Genomic DNA, 16312 nt, shown 5'->3' with positions numbered 1-16312 from the left:
ACCTCGGTGCGCGCCCGTCAGCCTAGCGCCCGGCGCGGCGGCCGTCGGGGCGTCCCGGGGGCGTCAACGCACCCCGGCCACGGCGGCGTCGGTGCCGCCCCGCCACACCGTGCCCACCTCGGCGAAGCCGGCGGCGGTCAGCGCGGACAGGTGCCAGGAGACCGGCGGGTTCCACTCCGGGCTGTGCCCGGTCGGGTAGATGGCGCGCCGCTGCGCGACGAGCGGTCGCAGTGCCGGGTCGGCCTCCGCCCGCTCCCACCACTGCGTCCAGGACAGCGCGGCGCCGGCGGCGTAGCGGGCCGCCCGCCGGTCCCGGGCCCGGTCGAGCAGGCGCTCGCTGAGCCGGGGCAGCGCGTCGTCGGGCATGTGGTCGGCGTTGACCAGGATTCCGCCCGGCCGCAGCAGGTCGCGCAGCTCGGCGTAGAGCCGTTCGAGCCGTTCGGCCGGCAGCCAGTGCAGGGCGGTGGCGGTGAGGACGGCGTGGTAGTCGCGGTGGGGGAGCGCGGTGTGCCAGTCGGGCCGGCCCAGGTCGGCCGTGACGATGGTGACCCGGTCCCCGAGCGAGGCGCGGGCGAGGGCGAGCAGCGCCGGGTCGAGGTCCACCAGGGTCACCTCGGCGTCGGGGAAGCGGCGCAGGGTGCGGTCGGAGATGGTGCCGGTGCCGCCGGCCAGGTCCAGCAGTCGCAGCCGCCCGTCGTCGCGGATCGCGTCGACCGCGTCGAGCATCGCCGTGAACCGGTGCTCCCGGTCCGGCAGGTACGCCTCCTGCTGGCGGTCCCAGCTCTCCTGCCAGGCCGCCACTTCCCGGATGTAAGGACTCATGTCGAAGAGGCTAGTTACGCAGCGGTGGCGCGTCCAGACCTTGTTGCCAATTATTTGCAACAACTCGCGAACTGGCGCGGGCGCGGCCGGCCGGCGCTGCCGTGGAGCCCGTGGCAGCCGCGACCGGCCCACCGCGTTGCGGCGAGGGCTGGCGTACGGTACGGACTCGGCGGTCGACGGGACCGCCTGCGGACGGGGGTGTGACGGTCGATGGCGGGACACGGCGGGTCGGCGAGCGGCGGGACGCCTGAGGTGGCCGGGCGCAACGCCGCGCACGACATGTTCGCCGCCGACGTCGCCTCCCGAGGGCTCGGCATCGAGCTGGTCGCCGCCGCCGACGGCGCGGCGGTGGCCCGGATGCGGGTGAGCGACGCGATGGTCAACGGCCACGCCATCGCCCACGGCGGGTTCGTGTTCCTGCTCGCCGACACCGCCTTCGCGCTGGCCTGCAACAGCCACGGCCCGGCCACCGTCGCCGCCGGCGGTGAGATCACCTTCGTCCGTCCCGCCCGCGCGGGGGACCTGCTGACCGCGCACGCCACCGAGCGCACCCGGTACGGCCGCAGCGGCATCTACGACGTCACCGTCACCCGCGACGACGGTGAGGTGGTGGCCGAGTTCCGGGGCCGCAGCCGCACCCTGCCCCCGACCGCCGGCTGACGCCCCGCCGCGTCGCCGGGTGGGCCGGGCGCCACCTGCCGGTGCCCGCCGACCCGGCGCAGCGTCGCGCCAGCCAGGCCACGTCGTACGGGCACGCGGCCCCAGTCAGCCGAGCCGGGCGAGGTCCCCGGCGGTGAGCCGGATCGCGCCGGCCGCCACGTTCTGCACCAGGTGCGTCGGGTCGCCGGTGCCGGGGATGCCCAGCACGTGCGGCCCCTGGTGCAGGGTCCAGGCCAGCCGGATCTGGTGCGGCGTCGCGCCGTGCGCGTGCGCCACGGCCCGTACGGCCTCGTCATGGTCGCCGCCCGTGCCCGCCTCCCGCCCGGCGCCGGCGATCGCGAAGAACGGCACGAAGGCGATCCCCCGTTCCCCGCAGACCCGCAGCAGCTCGTCGGCCCACCGGCCCGCGTCGAGGGCGTACGCGTTCTGCACGCACACCACGGGCGCGATGTCCCGCACCTCGTCCAGGTGGTCCACCCGTACGTTGGACAGGCCGAGGTGCCGGATCAGCCCGGCGTCGCGCAGCTCGGCGAGGGCGGCGAACCGCTCCGCCACCGAGTCGTGCCCGGCCTTCCGGACGATCCGCAGGTTCACCACGTCCAGGTGGTCCCGGCCCAGCCGGCGCAGGTTCTCCTCCACCTCGCGGCGCAGTTCCGCCGGGCCCAGTTCCCGGTGCCGGTTCGCCTCGTCGAAGGACGGTCCGACCTTGGTGGCGATGACCAGGTCGTCCGGGTACGGCGCGAGGGCCTCGCGGATCAGTTCGGTGGCGTACCGGGGCGAGCCGGCGCCGACGCGCAGCGGCCCGCCCGGCGAGACGTAGAAGGCGGCGGTGTCGATGTGGTTGACGCCCAGGTCCACGGCCCGGCGCAGGACGCGCACGGCGCGCGCCCGGTCGGGGTCGACGGTGAGGCGCATGGAGCCGAACCCCATCCGGTGCACGGTGCGGTCGCCGAGCGTCCAGGTGCCGGAGGCGGAGGCGGTGATCTCTTCGACGGGCATCGAGCGAACCTAGCCAGCCGCCCCCGACCCGCGCACTCGGTCGGCTGCCCGATACCGACCGGTTGCGGCGCCTGTTAGCGTGGATCGCGGGGGGAGATCCACGATTCGGCGGGCCCCGTTCACGCCGCGAGCGGCGTACCGCGCGGCAGGATCCAGCTCTGCCGTCGTCCGCGACCCCGCCGCGCCGAGCCGCTTGGCCAGGCCGCGGACGCGACGGTCCGGGCCTCCGCCGCACCGTCCGCCGTGGCCGCCCGGCCGAGACCGGTGACGCCGCCGGGGGCCGTCGGGAGGACACGACCCGGAGTCGGGGCCCAGCGGCGCAGCGGCACCACTCGAGCGGCCCCGACGGACTGCGCGGCGGCCACCACCGGGCCGGGCGCGGGACACCCCGCCGGCCCGGACACCTGGCCGGTGGGGCCGGCGCCGACCGGGGGCACCGACGACGCGGCGGCCTCCGCCGGCCGTCCGGTCCGGCGGGCGAACGCGGCCCGCACCGCCCTCGGCAGCCGGGCGTACGCGACCTCCCGGACCACCGGGTCGGCGACGACGTACCGGCCGTCGGCGCGGGGGACCAGCAGACCCGCCGAGGCCAGGGCGCCCAGCACCGGGGCGACCCGCCCGGGTGCCCAGTCGAGCAGGCGCGCCACCGTCGCGGCGGTGGCCCCCGCGCGGACGGTGGCGGCGGCCATCAGCACGGCCCGTCGGGCCCCGTCGAGGCGGTCCAGCCGGGCGTCGACCTCCCGGCGTACCGCCTCCGGCACGGACTGCGCGCCCAGCGACGCCACGTACGCGGCGGCCCGCCCCGGACTGCCCGCGACCAGCGGCAGCAACCGGGCGACCGTCGCCGTCGGCCGGTCGGCCCGGCCGAGCAGGTGACGCAGCAGGCGTCCGGTCTCCACCGGGCGCAGCGGAGGCACCACCAGCCGGTGCCGCCGGTTCCGTGGACCGGGCAGCGTGTCCGCCCACTCGGGACGGTGCAGCGCCACCACCACCAGGGGCAGCGACCGGGCGGTGGCCGCCGCGAAGAGCCGGTGCAGGAAGTGACTCAGCGCCGCCGTGGCCCGGTCGACGTCGTCCACCGCCACCAGCACCGGCTGCCGGGCGGCGAGCCCGAGGAGCGCCTCCCGCACCACCTCGGCGCCCCGGGCCGCGTCGCCGGAGGCGTCCGGCGTGGCCAGCAGCGCCTCCAGCGCGTACACCGCCCCGGTCAGGCCGGTGGGCGGCACCTGGTCCGTGAGGGCGGCGGTGAGCCGTCGCCGTACGGTCGGGGGCGCGTCGTCGTCGCGGAGGCCGGCGAGCCCACGCACCAGGTCCGCGACGGGGGCCAGGGGCTCCTGGTACGGCGGGCAGTGCGTGACGCACCAGCGCACCGGCGCCCCGTCCACGGTCCGCACCGCGCGGGTCAGCTCGTGCAGCAGCCGGCTGCGCCCGCTGCCGGCCGGACCGACCAGCGACAGCCAGCGCGGGCTGCGTTCCCGCACGGCCCGGACGATCAGGTCCCGGGCGGCGGCCAGTTCCCGGCGCCGCCCGATCAGCGGCCCCTCGTGCGCGGCGGGCGCCGGCCGGCTGGTGCCGGTGGCGTGCCACACGTCGACCGGCAGCGCCTTGCCGGCCAGCGTCACCGGTGGCACCCGGCGCTGCGCGACCAGCCCCAGGGTAGCGCGGTGGGTGGCCGCGCAGAGCGCCACCCCGCCCGGCGGCGCGTACGCCTGCAACCGGGCGGCGGTGGTGATCACCGCGCCGCTGGCCACGCCGTGCCCGCCGTCGCGCGCCGCCGCGAGGTCCACCAGCGCCTCGCCGGTGGCCACCCCGGCCCGGACCCGCAGGCGCGGCGCGCCCGGCGGCGGTCGCCGGTCGAGGGCACCCTGGATCTCCAGCGCCGCCCGCACCGCCCGGTACGCGTCGAACCCGTCGGACCGGCGGGCCCCGAACAGGGCCATCACCGCGTCGCCGACGTACTTCTCGACCACGCCGTGCCACCGGCGCAGCACCCCGCCGACGGTGTCGAAGTACGCCCGTTGCAGTCTGCGCACGTCCTCCGGGTCGAGCCGGTCGACGAGCGCGGTCGACCCGACGATGTCGACGAAGAGCACGGTGACCAGGCGTCTCTCCTCCGGAACCGGCCAGCCTGCCGAGGTGATCCGCTGCGGACCAGCGACGATGGTGAGCATGGGCATCGCACCGCCTTTCCCCACGAGGGCTGACGACGCCTCGGACACTGTCACCGATCAGCCGGCGGGGGATCTGCCGAACGACGTATGTCGGCCGCGCGCAGTCTTCGGTCGCGATGTCGGCGCGAGGAGTACCACAGGGACGAAAGACCCGTAGAACGGTGCGGGACCTGTGACTAGGCTGCGTGCCATGGCCAGCGAAGTGGACACGGCACCACTCGTCGGCCGGGCCGACCTGGTGGCGACCGTACGATCCGTGCTGCTCGACGACGTCACGCAGGGGCACACCGCCGCCGTCTTCCTCACCGGCGAGAGCGGCGTCGGCAAGACCCGGCTGCTGCGCGAGGTGGGCGTCCGGTTGCGCGACGCCGGAGCCCTGGTGCTCACCGGCTCCTGTCTGGACATCGGCGACGCCTCGCCCCTGCACCCGCTGTTGCAGGCGCTGCGTCGCCTCGACGCCGAGCTGACCGGTCCCCACGCCCGGACCTCCTCTTCGGTACGCGGCCTGCTGCGGATGTTCGCCGAGGAGACCGCCGGCCCGGACGGCGCCGGGGCGCTGCTGGAGCGGGTCTCCCAGGGGCTGCACCTGATCGCCGAGGGCCGCCCGCTGGTGCTGGTCCTCGACGACCTCCAGTGGGTCGACCGCAGCACCCGGCAGCTGCTGCTCTACCTCCTGGCCGGGCTGGGCGACCTCCAGTTGTCCGTGCTGGCGGCGGTGCGGGCCGAGTCGTTGCAGGGCGCGCACCCGCTGCGCCGGGTGCTCACCGAGCTGCGCCGGCTGCGTACGGTGCGGGTGCTCGACCTCGTCCCGCTGGACCGGGCCGAGACCGAGCGGCTCGCCGCCGCGGTCGTCGGGGAACCGCTCACCCCGGAGGCGGCGGAGTCGGTGTGGCGGCGCAGCGGCGGCAACCCGTTCGTGGTGGAGGAGCTGGCCCGCGACCTGCGCGACGGCCGGGACGGGCTCTCCGAGACGCTGCGCGAGATCTTCCTGGCCAGGGTGGACGCGCTGCCGCAGCACGCACACGCGGTGGTGCACGCGGCGGCGGCCGGTGTCGAGCCGGTGGAGCACTGGCTGCTGGCCCGGGTGGCGCGGCTGCCCGAGGAGGAGGCGATCGAGGCGGTCCGGGCGGCGGTCGCGCACCGGCTGCTGGTGAGCGCGGACGACGGCTACCGGCTGCGGCACCGGCTGGTCGCCGAGGTGCTGGAGCACGAGCTGTTGCCGGCGGAGCGCGCCGTTCTGCACCGCCGCTACGCCGAGGCGCTCACCGCCGCCCCCGCCGAGCTGCACCAGGCGCGGCTGGCGCACCACTGGCGGCTGGCCGGCGAGCCGGCGCGGGCGTTGCCGGCGGCGATGGCCGCGGCCCGGGAGGCCGAGCGGCTGCACGGCTACGCCGAGGCGCACCGGCACTGGTCGGCCGCGCTGCAACTGCGCACCGAGCCGGGCGTCGCACCGCCGGACGTGGACCGGGTCACCCTGCTCAAGCACGCCGCCGAGGCCGCCCACCACTGCGGCGAGCACGCCCGGGCGCTGGCGCTGCTGGAGGAGTTGGCCGCCGACGGCGGCGGCCCGTCGGCCTGCGCGCTGCGTATCCGCCGGGCCCGTTACCTGGCCGCCGCCGGACGGTCGGCCCCGGCGGAGGCGGAGTACCGCGAGGCGCTGGCCGACGCCGACTGCACGCCCCAGGAGCGGGCCACCGCCGCGGCGCACCTGGCCGAGCTGCTGCTGCACCTCGGCCGGTACGCCGACGCCGGTCGCCGGGCCAAGGAGGCGCTGGAGCTGGCCGCCGAGGTGCCGGGCTCCACGTCCGAGGTGGTGCTGGCCAGCGCGGCGCTCGGCTTCTCCGAGGCGTACCTGGAGGACCCGGACGCCGGGCTGGCGGTCATGCGGCGCGCGCTGGAGACCGCCGAGCGCTCCGGCCGCCCGGAGGACGTGGCCTGCGCGTACCTGCACCTGGCCGAGCTGCTGACCGGCCCGCTGAACGTCCTCGAGGAGGGCGTCGTCGTGGCCCGGCGGGGCGCCGAGCGGCTGGCCGAACTCGGCCTTGGCCGTACGTACGAGACGCGGCTGCTGGCCATCGCCACCAACGGGCTGTTCCGGGTCGGGCAGTGGGCCGAGGCGGAGAAGGTCGTCGCGGCGGCGTTGCGGCACCGCCCCTCCGGTGCGGACGCCGTCGAGCTGCTGCTGGCCCGCTGCCGGCTGTCGGTGGGCTACGGCGACATCGAGGCCGCCGACCGCGACCTGGACGCCGTGGCCACGGTGCTGGCCGGCGGCGGCGCGCGGCACATGATCCCGCTGCTGACCCTGCGGGCGGGACTGGCCATGTGGCAGGGCCGGCACGATCTGGCCCGGCAGGCGGTGCAGCGCGGCCTGACCGAGAGCCGCTCCGACGACGTGGGCATCCTCGCCGCGCTGGTGTGGCACGGCCTGCGGGCCGAGGCCGAGGCGCACGCCAGCCGCACGATCGCCGTGGACGAGACCGCGGTGCGCCGGCTGCGGGAGGTCGCCGACCGGGTGGCCCGCAAGAGCGAGCACGCCGCCCGCCCGGTGCGCGACGTGGTCGACGGGTTCCTGGCGCTGTGCGCGGCCGAGGTGAGCCGCCTCGACAGCAGTGACCCGGAGCTGTGGGCCCGTTCGGTGGCGCAGTGGGACCGCCGGCATCACCCCTACCCGGCGGCCTACTCGCGGCTGCGGCAGGCCGAGGCGCTGCTGGCCCGCCGCAAGCGCAGCGCCACCGCGGCCAAGCTGCTGCGGCAGGCGTACGAGGTGGCACAGGGGCTCGGTGCGGTGCCGCTGACCTCGGAGATCCGTACCCTCGCCGGGCGGGCGCGGGTGCCGTTGGAGGACCGCCCGGCCGAGGGCGGGCCGGCGGCCGGAGCGGACGGCGACGAGCTGGCGGCGCTGACCGCCCGGGAGCGGGAGGTGCTCGCCGCGGTCGCCGAGGGGCTGACCAACCGGGAGATCGGCCAGCGGCTGTTCATCAGCGAACGCACCATCGGCGTGCACGTCTCGCACATCTTCGACAAGCTCCACGTCCGCACCCGGGTGCAGGCCAGCGCGATCTTCCTACGCAACAAGGCCGGCTGACGCGCGGCGGGATACGTCGTTCTACTGATCCGGCCGGCCGTCGCCGGCTGGCAGGCTGTGCTGCGTCGCCAACGGCACGGGGGGTGCCGGAACCACTGTGGAGGAAAGATGACCGAACCGGTGTGGGGGCCAGTGCATCGGGACATCGTCGATCTGCTCGCCGACCATCCCGCCGACGTGCCGGCGGTGGTGGACCACCTCACCAAGCTCCAGGATCTGCTGGTCCGGCTGCCTCCGCTGGAGGCGAGCTGCCCACTGGCCGACTTCAACAGGCTCTACCTGACGATCACCGAGAGCGTGTTGAACGGTCTCTACGACGACGGGTTCGCCGACCCGGTGTTCCTGTCCCGCCTGGACGTGGAGTTCGCCGCCCGCTACTTCGACGCGATGCGGCTGTGGACCGACTCCAGCCCGGGCACGCCGAAGGCCTGGGCCTGCCTGTTCGAGCGGATGCGGGGCCCGGACGCCCGCCCGTTGCCGTCGGCGGCAGCCGGGGTGAACGCGCACATCAACTTCGACCTGCCGTTCGCGCTGGTGACGACGTTCGACAGCCTGGAGTCGGAGCCGGTGGACGGCACCGACCAGCACCGCGACTACTTGAAGATCAACGACATCTTCGCGGACAAGATCCCCGGGCTGCGGCGCGGCTACCTGGAGCGCTGGCAGCTGCTCATCGACATGGTCAACGGCGACATCGACGACTGGTACCAGGGGGAACTGGTCGAGTACACCCGCGACGTCGCCTGGCGCAACGCGCAGAAGATCTGGCGCTGCCGGCACGACCCGGCCGCCCACGAGTGCGAGCGCGCGCGGCTGGACGGCACCGCCGCGGCGCTCGGGCGGCTGCTGCTCTCGCCCCTCGGGGCGTTCCTGCAGTAGTCGGGACGGGGGGTCCCCGCGCTCCGCATCCGGCACCCGGCGGAGCGCGGGGACACGTCCCCCGCCTGAACGGGGCTCGCCGCCGGAGGGGGGCGTCGGGCCCGAGGTCAGGAGCGGTCCGACCGGCCGGGGGTACGCCGGGTCGGGGCGCAGGGTTCGCGGGTCGGCCGGCCCGAGGGGTGTCGGCCGGCCCGCACGGGGGATACGCGCGCCAGGCGTGCCCCAGCCCGTCGGCCCGCTGCCCGGCCTCGTCCCGGCCCGCCCGATCCCGGCCGGCCGCCCCACCCTGGGGGACGGTCACCGTGGCAGAGCCCGGGCCCGGGCGTCGAGCGGGCCCGATGCCCGGGCCCGGGCGGCGAGCGGGTCCGGCGGCGACTGAGCCGTCCGGCTTCACCGGTTCCGGCGGGCGGCCGGCCGGTGACCGCCTACGGTCGGGGCAGGACCGCCGAGGGTGGGGACGGGGGCATGCGCGACGAGCACGGGCCGAGGTCGCGGCGTACGCGTGGTCGCCGGCCGCCGCCCGCCGGCCCGCCACGGGAGCTGCGCGCCGCCCGCGACCCGACCCGCCCCGGCGACCGCCCCGGACGCCCGGTCGCCGTCCCCGAGGTACAGGCCAGTCCCGCCCGGCCCGCCGCGCCGCTGAGCCCGCTGCGCCGGTGGCTGTTCGCGCACCGGGTGCAGCCGGTCGGCCCCGAGGCGACCGAGGAGCAGGCCCGCTCGCACCCGTGGTGGCAGGTCATGTGCCTGACCGGGGTGGACTACTTCTCCACCCTGTCGTACCTGCCCGGGATCGCGGCGGTGGCCGCCGGGGCGTTCTCGCCGCTCGCCACCCTGCTCATCGTCGCGCTGACGCTGTTCGGCGTGCTGCCGATGTACCGCAGGGTGGCCCGGGAGAGCCCACACGGGCAGGGCTCGGTGGCGATGCTGGAACGGTTGCTGCCGTTCTGGCGGGGCAAGATCTTCGTGCTGGTCCTGCTCGGTTTCGTGGCCACCTCCTGGATCATCACGATCACCCTCTCCGCGGCCGACGCCACCGTGCACCTGCTGGAGAACCCGCGCGTGCCCGAGGGCGTCGGTGGCACGGGTGCCGCCGTCGGCGTCACGGTCGTACTGCTGCTCCTCCTGGGCGGAGTCTTCCTGCTCGGGTTCCGGGAGGCGGTCGCGGTCGCCGTCCCGCTGGTCGCCGTCTTCCTCGTCCTGAACGCGCTGATCGTCGCCGACGGGCTGGCCGGGATCGCGGCGGACCCGCGGACGCTGACGGACTGGACCGCCGCGCTGACCGCCGGTGGTGGCCCCGGCGAGGTGGCGCTGACCGCCGTGCTGGCGTTCCCGCTGCTGGTGCTGGGGCTCTCCGGCTTCGAGACCGGGGTGAGCATGATGCCGCTGGTGGCCGGGGCGGGGGACGACCGCGAGACGCGGCTGGCGGCGCGGATCCGCAACACCCGCCGCTTGCTCACCACCGCCGCGCTCGTCATGTCGGTGTACCTGGTCTCGACCACCCTCGTCACCGCGGTGCTCATCCCCGCCCGCGAGTTCGAACCGGGCGGGGCCGCGAACGGCCGGGCGCTGGCGTACCTGGCCCACGAGCGCCTCGGCGAGGCCTTCGGCACCGTCTACGACGTCAGCAGCGCGCTGATCCTCTGGTTCGCCGGGGCCTCCGCCATGGCCGGGCTGATCAACATCGTGCCCCGTTACCTGCCCACCTACGGCATGGCGCCCGAGTGGGCCCGGGCCGTGCGGCCGGTCGTGATCGTCTACACCGTGCTCAGCGTCGCGATCACCCTGATCTTCCGGGCCGACGTGAACGACCAGGCCGGGGCGTACGCCACCGGCATCCTGGCCATGATGGTCTCCGCCGCCGTGGCGGTCACGATCTCCGCGGTCGGCCGCCGGCAGCGCGTCGTGGCCGCCGGCTTCGCCGTGCTCACCCTGGTCCTGCTGTACGCCCTGGTCGAGAACGTCATCGCGAAGCCGGACGGCATCGCCATCTCCGCGCTGTTCGTCTTCGGCATCGTCGTCGTCTCGCTGGTCTCCCGGGTGAGCCGCACCACCGAGTTGCGCACGGAGCGGATCGAGTTCGACGAGCCGGCCCGCCGGTTCATCGCCGAGTCGCTGGCGCACGACGGCCGCCTGCACCTGCTCGCCCACAAGCCGGCGGCCGACGCGGTCAAGGAGTACACGGTCAAGGAGCGGGCGCAGCGGGGGATGAATCCCGTCCCCGGCAGGGGTGACATCCTCTTCCTGGAGATCGACGTGGTCGACCCGTCGGAGTTCAGTCAGGTGCTGCGGGTGCACGGCGTGCAGGTGGGTGGCTTCCGGGTCCTGCGGGCCGCCAGCCCGGCGGTGCCCAATGCCATCGCGGCGATCCTGCTGGCGCTGCGGGACGCCACCGGTGTGCGTCCGCACGCCCACTTCGAGTGGTCGGAGGGCAACCCCCTCGGGCACCTGCTGCGCTACCTCATCCTCGGTCGTGGCGACACCCCGCCGGTGGTGCGGGAGATCATCCGCAAGTCCGAACCGGACCCGGCCCGCCGGCCCGGGATCCACGTCGGCGGCTGATCGGGTGCCCGTGCCGGTCTCCGGCCGGTGCCCCATTCACTACTCGTCAAGGTGAAAAGTACGTTTATTCATGTTCGGGGGACTTGCCCGTTTCTCGTCCGTATCGTGACCTTCGGCGGCTGCCGCGACGTCAGCCGCCCCGCGTCCCGTTCGACGCGGTCACGCACGCGTGAGAGGCAGGAAAGCCTGATGACGAAGTATCAAGGAGGCCGGCGGGCGGCACCACGCAGGCGGCGGTCGCGGTGGTTCTTGGCGGGTGGCCTCGTGGCGGGCACCCTGGTGGCGGGGGTGGCCGGGCTGGGCGGTGTCGCCGTCGCCGCCGACCGGGATCCGTCCGGCGCGGGTGCGCCGTCGGTGGCGCCGCGTACCGACGACCACTACGGCGAGCGCCACGGCGGCGACGACGGCGAGGACCGCGACCACGCCCGCGAGGAGCGGCGCGGCTGGCGGCCGGACGCCCGCCCGAGCCGCCCCGGTCGTGGGCAGCGCGTGGAGGTGGCGGTGCCCTGCGACTCCGCGAAGCTGATCTCGGCGCTGGTCCGCGCGAACGCCGAGGGCGGTGCGGACCTGCGGCTGGCGTCGAAGTGCACGTACGAGCTCACCCACGCCTTCCAGCAACCCGACGAGTACGACGGCGGCATCCGCGACGCCCGGGAGACCGCCGACAGCGCGGAGAACCCCGGCGACGCCGAGGCACCGCCGCGCGATCCGCGGCACGACCGGGCCGGGCTGCCCGTCATCTACCACCCGATCTCCATCCGGGGTGAGGAGACCACCATCGTGCGGGACGCGCGTGCCGAGGCGTTCCGGTTCTTCACGGTCCGCGACGGCGGGGAACTGACGTTGTCCGACGTGGTGCTCCGCAACGGGCTCTCCGCCGCCGAGGGCGGCAGCGTCCACATCGTGCACGGCGCCTCCGCCGTGGTCGAGCGCACCACGATCGTCGACAGCACCTCCCTCTCGGCGGAGGGGGGCGGCGGCGGGATCTTCAACGACGGCAACCTGGTGGTCAAGGGGAGCACCTTCGTCGACAACCACGCCGCCGGCACCGCGGGCAAGGGCGGGGGCCTGCTCAACGGTGGCGTACTGAGCCTGGAGAACTCGCAGTTCCGGGGCAACAGCGCCGTCGCGTACGGCGGCGGCCTGGCGAACTTCCGGGGCGCGGCCGAGGTGCACTCGAGCACGTTCGCGCGCAACAACGCGGCGCAGGGCGGCGGCGTCGCCAGCTTCTCGGCCCGTACCCGGGTCGCCGACACGAAGGTGGTGGACAACACCGCCCAGACCGGCGGCGGCATCGCCAACTCCGACGCGCTGATCTTCCTGCGCGGCCTGGAGGTACGCGACAACACCGCCACGGGCAACGGCGGCGGCATCTCCACCTCCCAGGGCCTGTTGCCGCTCGACGACAGCGTCGTGGCGGGCAACACGGCGCGGGGCTCCGGCGGCGGAATCTACGCCCAGAAGTCGAACCTGCTGGTGCGCCGCAGCGAGGTCAACCGCAACCACGCCGTCGGCGCGAAGTCCGCCGGCGGCGGCGTCTTCGCGACGCTGGGCCAGGTCTCCCTCTACTCCAGCCGGGTGGCCGGCAACGTCGCCACGGTGAAGGCGAGTGGCCTCTTCGTGGACAAGGCGCGGGTCAGGGTCGACGACGAGACCGAGATCATCGGCAACGAGCCCAGCAACTGCGAGGGCAGCCGGGTGCCGGTGGCGAACTGCTTCCGTTGACCCGACCGTGGGCCGTACCCGCTGGGGGAGGGCCCACCCGACCGGGCGCGTCCGGCCCCGCCGGCCGATCATCGCGATCGTGCCGCGCGGAGCCGGACGCGCCTTCCGCGTCGGCGGAGCCGGACACGTGGCGACGCAGGCTTGACTGCCGGCCATCAAGAACCCCAGCCTCCTAGGATGCCGTACGCGATGTGGGCCACGACCGCAGCTGACACCGAGGGCGTCGGTCCATTGCACGGCCGACCGATCGACGTGGTTACCATCCCCGAATGATCGAGGAGTTGATCAGGAGGGCGGCTGCCGAGGACGACAGCGCGATCGAGGAGTTGTGCGCGATCGTGGACACCGACCCGCGGCGGCTGACCCCGTACCTGGGCCTCCTGTTCGACCTCGAGGTGCTGTGGCCGGCGAAGATGTACCGGGCGGCGGACGCCGACCTGGTCCGGCGGGTCATCGAGCAGATCGACGCCGGGCGGACGCCGGACCGTCTCAACCACCTGCTCCTCGTCCTGGCGCACAGTGCCCACCCGCTCGCCGAAAGCGCCATGCGTCGCTGGTCGACACAGCCACCAGCCGGCGCGGGCGAGCTGCACGTCGGGGTGCTGAGCTACGCACACGACGGCGGTTGGACGGTCGGCCCAGGCGGCAGCCGACGGAATCTGTGCGGGGACACCGCGTACCGGTGGGTCATGCGCGAGACGCCGCGACGCACCGACGGCCCCACCTGTCCATGGTGTGCGTCGCCGCTCTGGACCGCCGCGGCCCTGGACACCACAGAACCCGCCGTCGCCACCGCGCTGGCCCACACGGGCTGGTCCGGGCGCTTGGTGATCGAGACCTGCCACTTCTGCGCCTGCTATACGACGCTCTACAGCCAGGTGACGCCGGCCGGCACCGCCATCTGGTGGGCCGGCAACACCCGGCCGAGCTACCTGCCGGATGCCGCCGAACCGGAGGATCCCCCGGCGCTGCTGCCGGTCCTGGGCTCAGCCCGGCCGAGCCCCTACCAGGCCAGCGCCTGGGATCGAGGCGGCTCGACCCTGGGCGGCCGACCCGACTGGATTCAGGACGCCGAGCACGCCGACTGCCCCGGTTGCGGACAACCAATGGATTACCTGGGTCTGATCGGCGGAGCGGACCTGGACGAGTACGGCGAGGGCGCCTACTACCTGCACCTGCACCTGCCGTGCGGGTACGCGGCGGTCAATTACCAGCAGAGCTGACCCCCGGGTCGTCGCGCTCCGTCGGCGGCAGAGGCTAGCTGGTTACTCTGCGCGCCGCCGGTCGCCGGAAGAAGTCCGGGTCTCGTCGTTCATACCTCGAAGAGCGCCTCTCTCTGCGGCGGGTCGAGGACATTTCGTAGCGCGATGATGTTCCGGCGCCATTGCTCTCCTTGCGAGACATCGTTCCAATTGGCGGCACGCCAGGGAGACGCGGCGAGGACGCTATCGAGGGCGTCGATGGCCAGTTCCTTCAGCGAGTTCGGGAACTGCGGCATCGGCGTGGACGGGCCGTAGTTGGAGCAGGTCGCTTCGCCTCCCGCGCATTGCGCAGCGATGAGGGCGGCTGCGGCTACGGCCTTGGGGATATGCCACATGTCGACGTCGTCATCGGCCGTGACCACACGGTCGAGCGCTCTGCCGACCATCTCCATGCGTGCGTCCGCCGGCGCGGCGTCCAGGTCGCCGGCGAAGTCTGCGGCGTCGTCGTTGTCGAAGGGGCCTACATCCCAGAAGCCCAAAGCTGTCCCCCCAACCAACAGTTCGACGATCTTCGCCAGTTCGGTGCTGGTCGTCAAGCCGCACGCTTCCCGGCACGAGCGGTCGGCTGACAGTGCCGGTCGCAGGTGCGGCCCCCTGACGCCCGCTTCAACCCACATGCGTGCGGTGGCCCGTCCATCCAGGAGGCCAGCGGCAGGTGTTTGCTGTGCGGGCACTGCCGTCTCCGCATAGATCCCTTGGGCCCGAAGTGCGCTGGCTTGGCTGTTCGGCGCGCTGACGACACGGCATTCTGGTCGATGCGCAGGCCCTCCCGGAGGGGGATGCCTGAGCATGCTGTCGGATCCATGACGGGATTGCTCGTCCCGTGCTCCTTCAGCGCAGTTCGAGTTGGACGCCGTCCTCGGTGAGGTATCGGACCAGGTCGTCGAAGGTGACGGCGGGCAGCCAGCTCTTGCGATCGTAGCCGGAGACGAGGTGGGTACGCGCGACCTCGGAGTGGTGCCAGATCATGCGGAATCCGGGAGTTGCCCCGCCACCGCCGGTGGCGACGTTCTCGTGTAGCCAGAACGGATCGCCGCCGAACCAGCCGCCGGGCCCGTTGACCGCCTCGCCCATAGCACAGTAGAAGGCGTCATAGTCGGTGACGTAACGCCCGTCCAGGTGATACACCGTGCCCGCAGGCTTGTCCGGGCCATGGCTCCGGTGTAGTTCGGCGGCACGCACCCAGAGGTAGCGGTCGCTACGATCGAGCTTCGCCCAAAGATTAGGTTCGGTCGGTCCGCCAGCGCGCCACATGTCCCAGAGCGGACGGTCGTTGGCCGCCATCGGTTCCGGGATCCGGACGTCCAACCTGATGTCGACGAGGTCGTCGCCGAGAACAGACGGGCGCGTGGCTACGACGCTTCCGCACACGCGCTGTCCCCAGCCCATCTTGTGGATTGTGCCGTCGACGCGTACATGAGCCAGTTCAGCCTCGATCGATCCGGTGGGCCCGGGGAGACAGCCCAGCAGGGTCAGCGGCGGACCGGGCGGCCAGGCATCCGGCCGCTCGTGGAACAGTCCCGCGATGTCACCGCACTCGCCAGCCAACGTCTCCTCGACGGACCCGTTCGCCGTCGACGACGCGAACAGCCGATAGCCGAAGACGGCGGGCGGAACGCTGCCTCGACAATTATTCTCGTCGTCACGGCGATGGCCTTGAAGGTCGATGTCAAGCAAACCGAGCCCCTCCGCAGCCGGCCGGTAGCCGACGACCCGGGCATCGAGCAACTCCTCGACGATGTCGTAGCAGCTCTGACACGGATCCCCGCATCTCTCGCTCACCGGGCGGTGAGGAACGTGTGCGCCCTCGAGTACGAAGTTGCCGAACCAGGCTGGTCCTGTGCCGTCGATCGCGGCGAGCAACGGTCCAGACGGCGCGCAGCTCAACAGGGTGTAGCGCTCGTACAGCGGCTCGGACGGAAACCTGCGGTCGACGAACAGCCCGTCTACGTCCATGCAGTCGGCAAGGCTAGCGCCGGTCACCACGTCGAGCAGGCGCCAGCGGAGGGGGATCGACACAGACCGACCCTAGCCGCACCAGAAACTTCCGCTCGCATATCACCTACCGTGACGCCCGGTCGGCGGCATGTGCGGATGGTGGCGTGGAGGCCGTAAGACTTGCCAGCTGTGACCGCCGGCAACACCGTCCT

Annotated in this window: 11 protein-coding genes; 6 read left to right on the top strand and 5 right to left on the bottom strand. The window is 74.0% G+C overall.

The genetic code is table 11. The features are described 5' to 3' along the window. Nucleotides 1–63: 63 nt before the first annotated feature. A complete protein-coding gene (locus ACGFIR_RS26965) occupies nt 64–822 on the bottom strand; it encodes a class I SAM-dependent methyltransferase (protein WP_393147924.1) in 759 nt (252 codons plus the stop codon). Between the two features lie 210 nt (nt 823–1032). Between ACGFIR_RS26965 and paaI the strand changes: the two genes are divergently transcribed. Continuing rightward, the gene (paaI, locus tag ACGFIR_RS26960; RefSeq protein ID WP_393147922.1) at nt 1033–1482 is read left to right on the top strand and encodes a hydroxyphenylacetyl-CoA thioesterase PaaI; all 450 of its coding nucleotides are present in this window, start codon (nt 1033–1035) and stop codon (nt 1480–1482) included. Nucleotides 1483–1587: 105 nt separating this feature from the next. On the opposite strand, the gene ACGFIR_RS26955 is transcribed toward paaI, so the two are convergent. Then, nucleotides 1588–2481 carry an aldo/keto reductase gene (locus tag ACGFIR_RS26955; protein ID WP_393147920.1) on the bottom strand — a complete coding sequence of 298 codons (894 nt, stop codon included), beginning with the start codon at nt 2479–2481 and terminating at the stop codon, nt 1588–1590. Between the two features lie 119 nt (nt 2482–2600). Next, the gene (locus ACGFIR_RS26950; RefSeq protein ID WP_393147918.1) at nt 2601–4658 is read right to left on the bottom strand and encodes an AAA family ATPase; all 2058 of its coding nucleotides are present in this window, start codon (nt 4656–4658) and stop codon (nt 2601–2603) included. A gap of 184 nt (nt 4659–4842) precedes the next feature. Here ACGFIR_RS26950 and ACGFIR_RS26945 point away from each other — a divergent pair, with 184 nt between their 5' ends. The 5 genes from ACGFIR_RS26945 (at nt 4843) to ACGFIR_RS26925 (ending at nt 14123) form a co-directional block, all read left to right on the top strand. Next, nucleotides 4843–7737, top strand: a complete 2895-nt coding sequence (locus tag ACGFIR_RS26945) for a helix-turn-helix transcriptional regulator (RefSeq protein WP_393147916.1) — start codon at nt 4843–4845, stop codon at nt 7735–7737. Between the two features lie 108 nt (nt 7738–7845). Further along, a complete protein-coding gene (locus ACGFIR_RS26940; RefSeq protein ID WP_393147914.1) occupies nt 7846–8616 on the top strand; it encodes a DUF5995 family protein in 771 nt (256 codons plus the stop codon). Between the two features lie 465 nt (nt 8617–9081). Then, a complete protein-coding gene (locus ACGFIR_RS26935; RefSeq protein WP_393147911.1) occupies nt 9082–11175 on the top strand; it encodes an amino acid transporter in 2094 nt (697 codons plus the stop codon). A 189-nt stretch (nt 11176–11364) separates the two neighbouring features. Then, nucleotides 11365–12900: a hypothetical protein gene (locus ACGFIR_RS26930; protein ID WP_393006973.1), complete on the top strand. Its 1536-nt coding sequence runs from the start codon at nt 11365–11367 to the stop codon at nt 12898–12900. A gap of 269 nt (nt 12901–13169) precedes the next feature. Further along, nucleotides 13170–14123: a hypothetical protein gene (locus tag ACGFIR_RS26925; protein WP_393147909.1), complete on the top strand. Its 954-nt coding sequence runs from the start codon at nt 13170–13172 to the stop codon at nt 14121–14123. Nucleotides 14124–14212: 89 nt separating this feature from the next. On the opposite strand, the gene ACGFIR_RS26920 is transcribed toward ACGFIR_RS26925, so the two are convergent. Next, nucleotides 14213–14698, bottom strand: coding sequence for a DUF4259 domain-containing protein (locus ACGFIR_RS26920; RefSeq protein WP_393147907.1), 486 nt, complete (start codon nt 14696–14698; stop codon nt 14213–14215). A gap of 295 nt (nt 14699–14993) precedes the next feature. Next, nucleotides 14994–16181 carry a hypothetical protein gene (locus ACGFIR_RS26915; protein ID WP_393147905.1) on the bottom strand — a complete coding sequence of 396 codons (1188 nt, stop codon included), beginning with the start codon at nt 16179–16181 and terminating at the stop codon, nt 14994–14996. Nucleotides 16182–16312: the final 131 nt, after the last annotated feature.

Origin of the sequence: Micromonospora sp. NPDC049051 (assembly GCF_043197575.1) — a bacterium.
Taxonomy (GTDB): Bacteria; Actinomycetota; Actinomycetes; order Mycobacteriales; family Micromonosporaceae; genus Micromonospora.
This window is presented reverse-complemented; position numbering and strand designations above follow the sequence as displayed.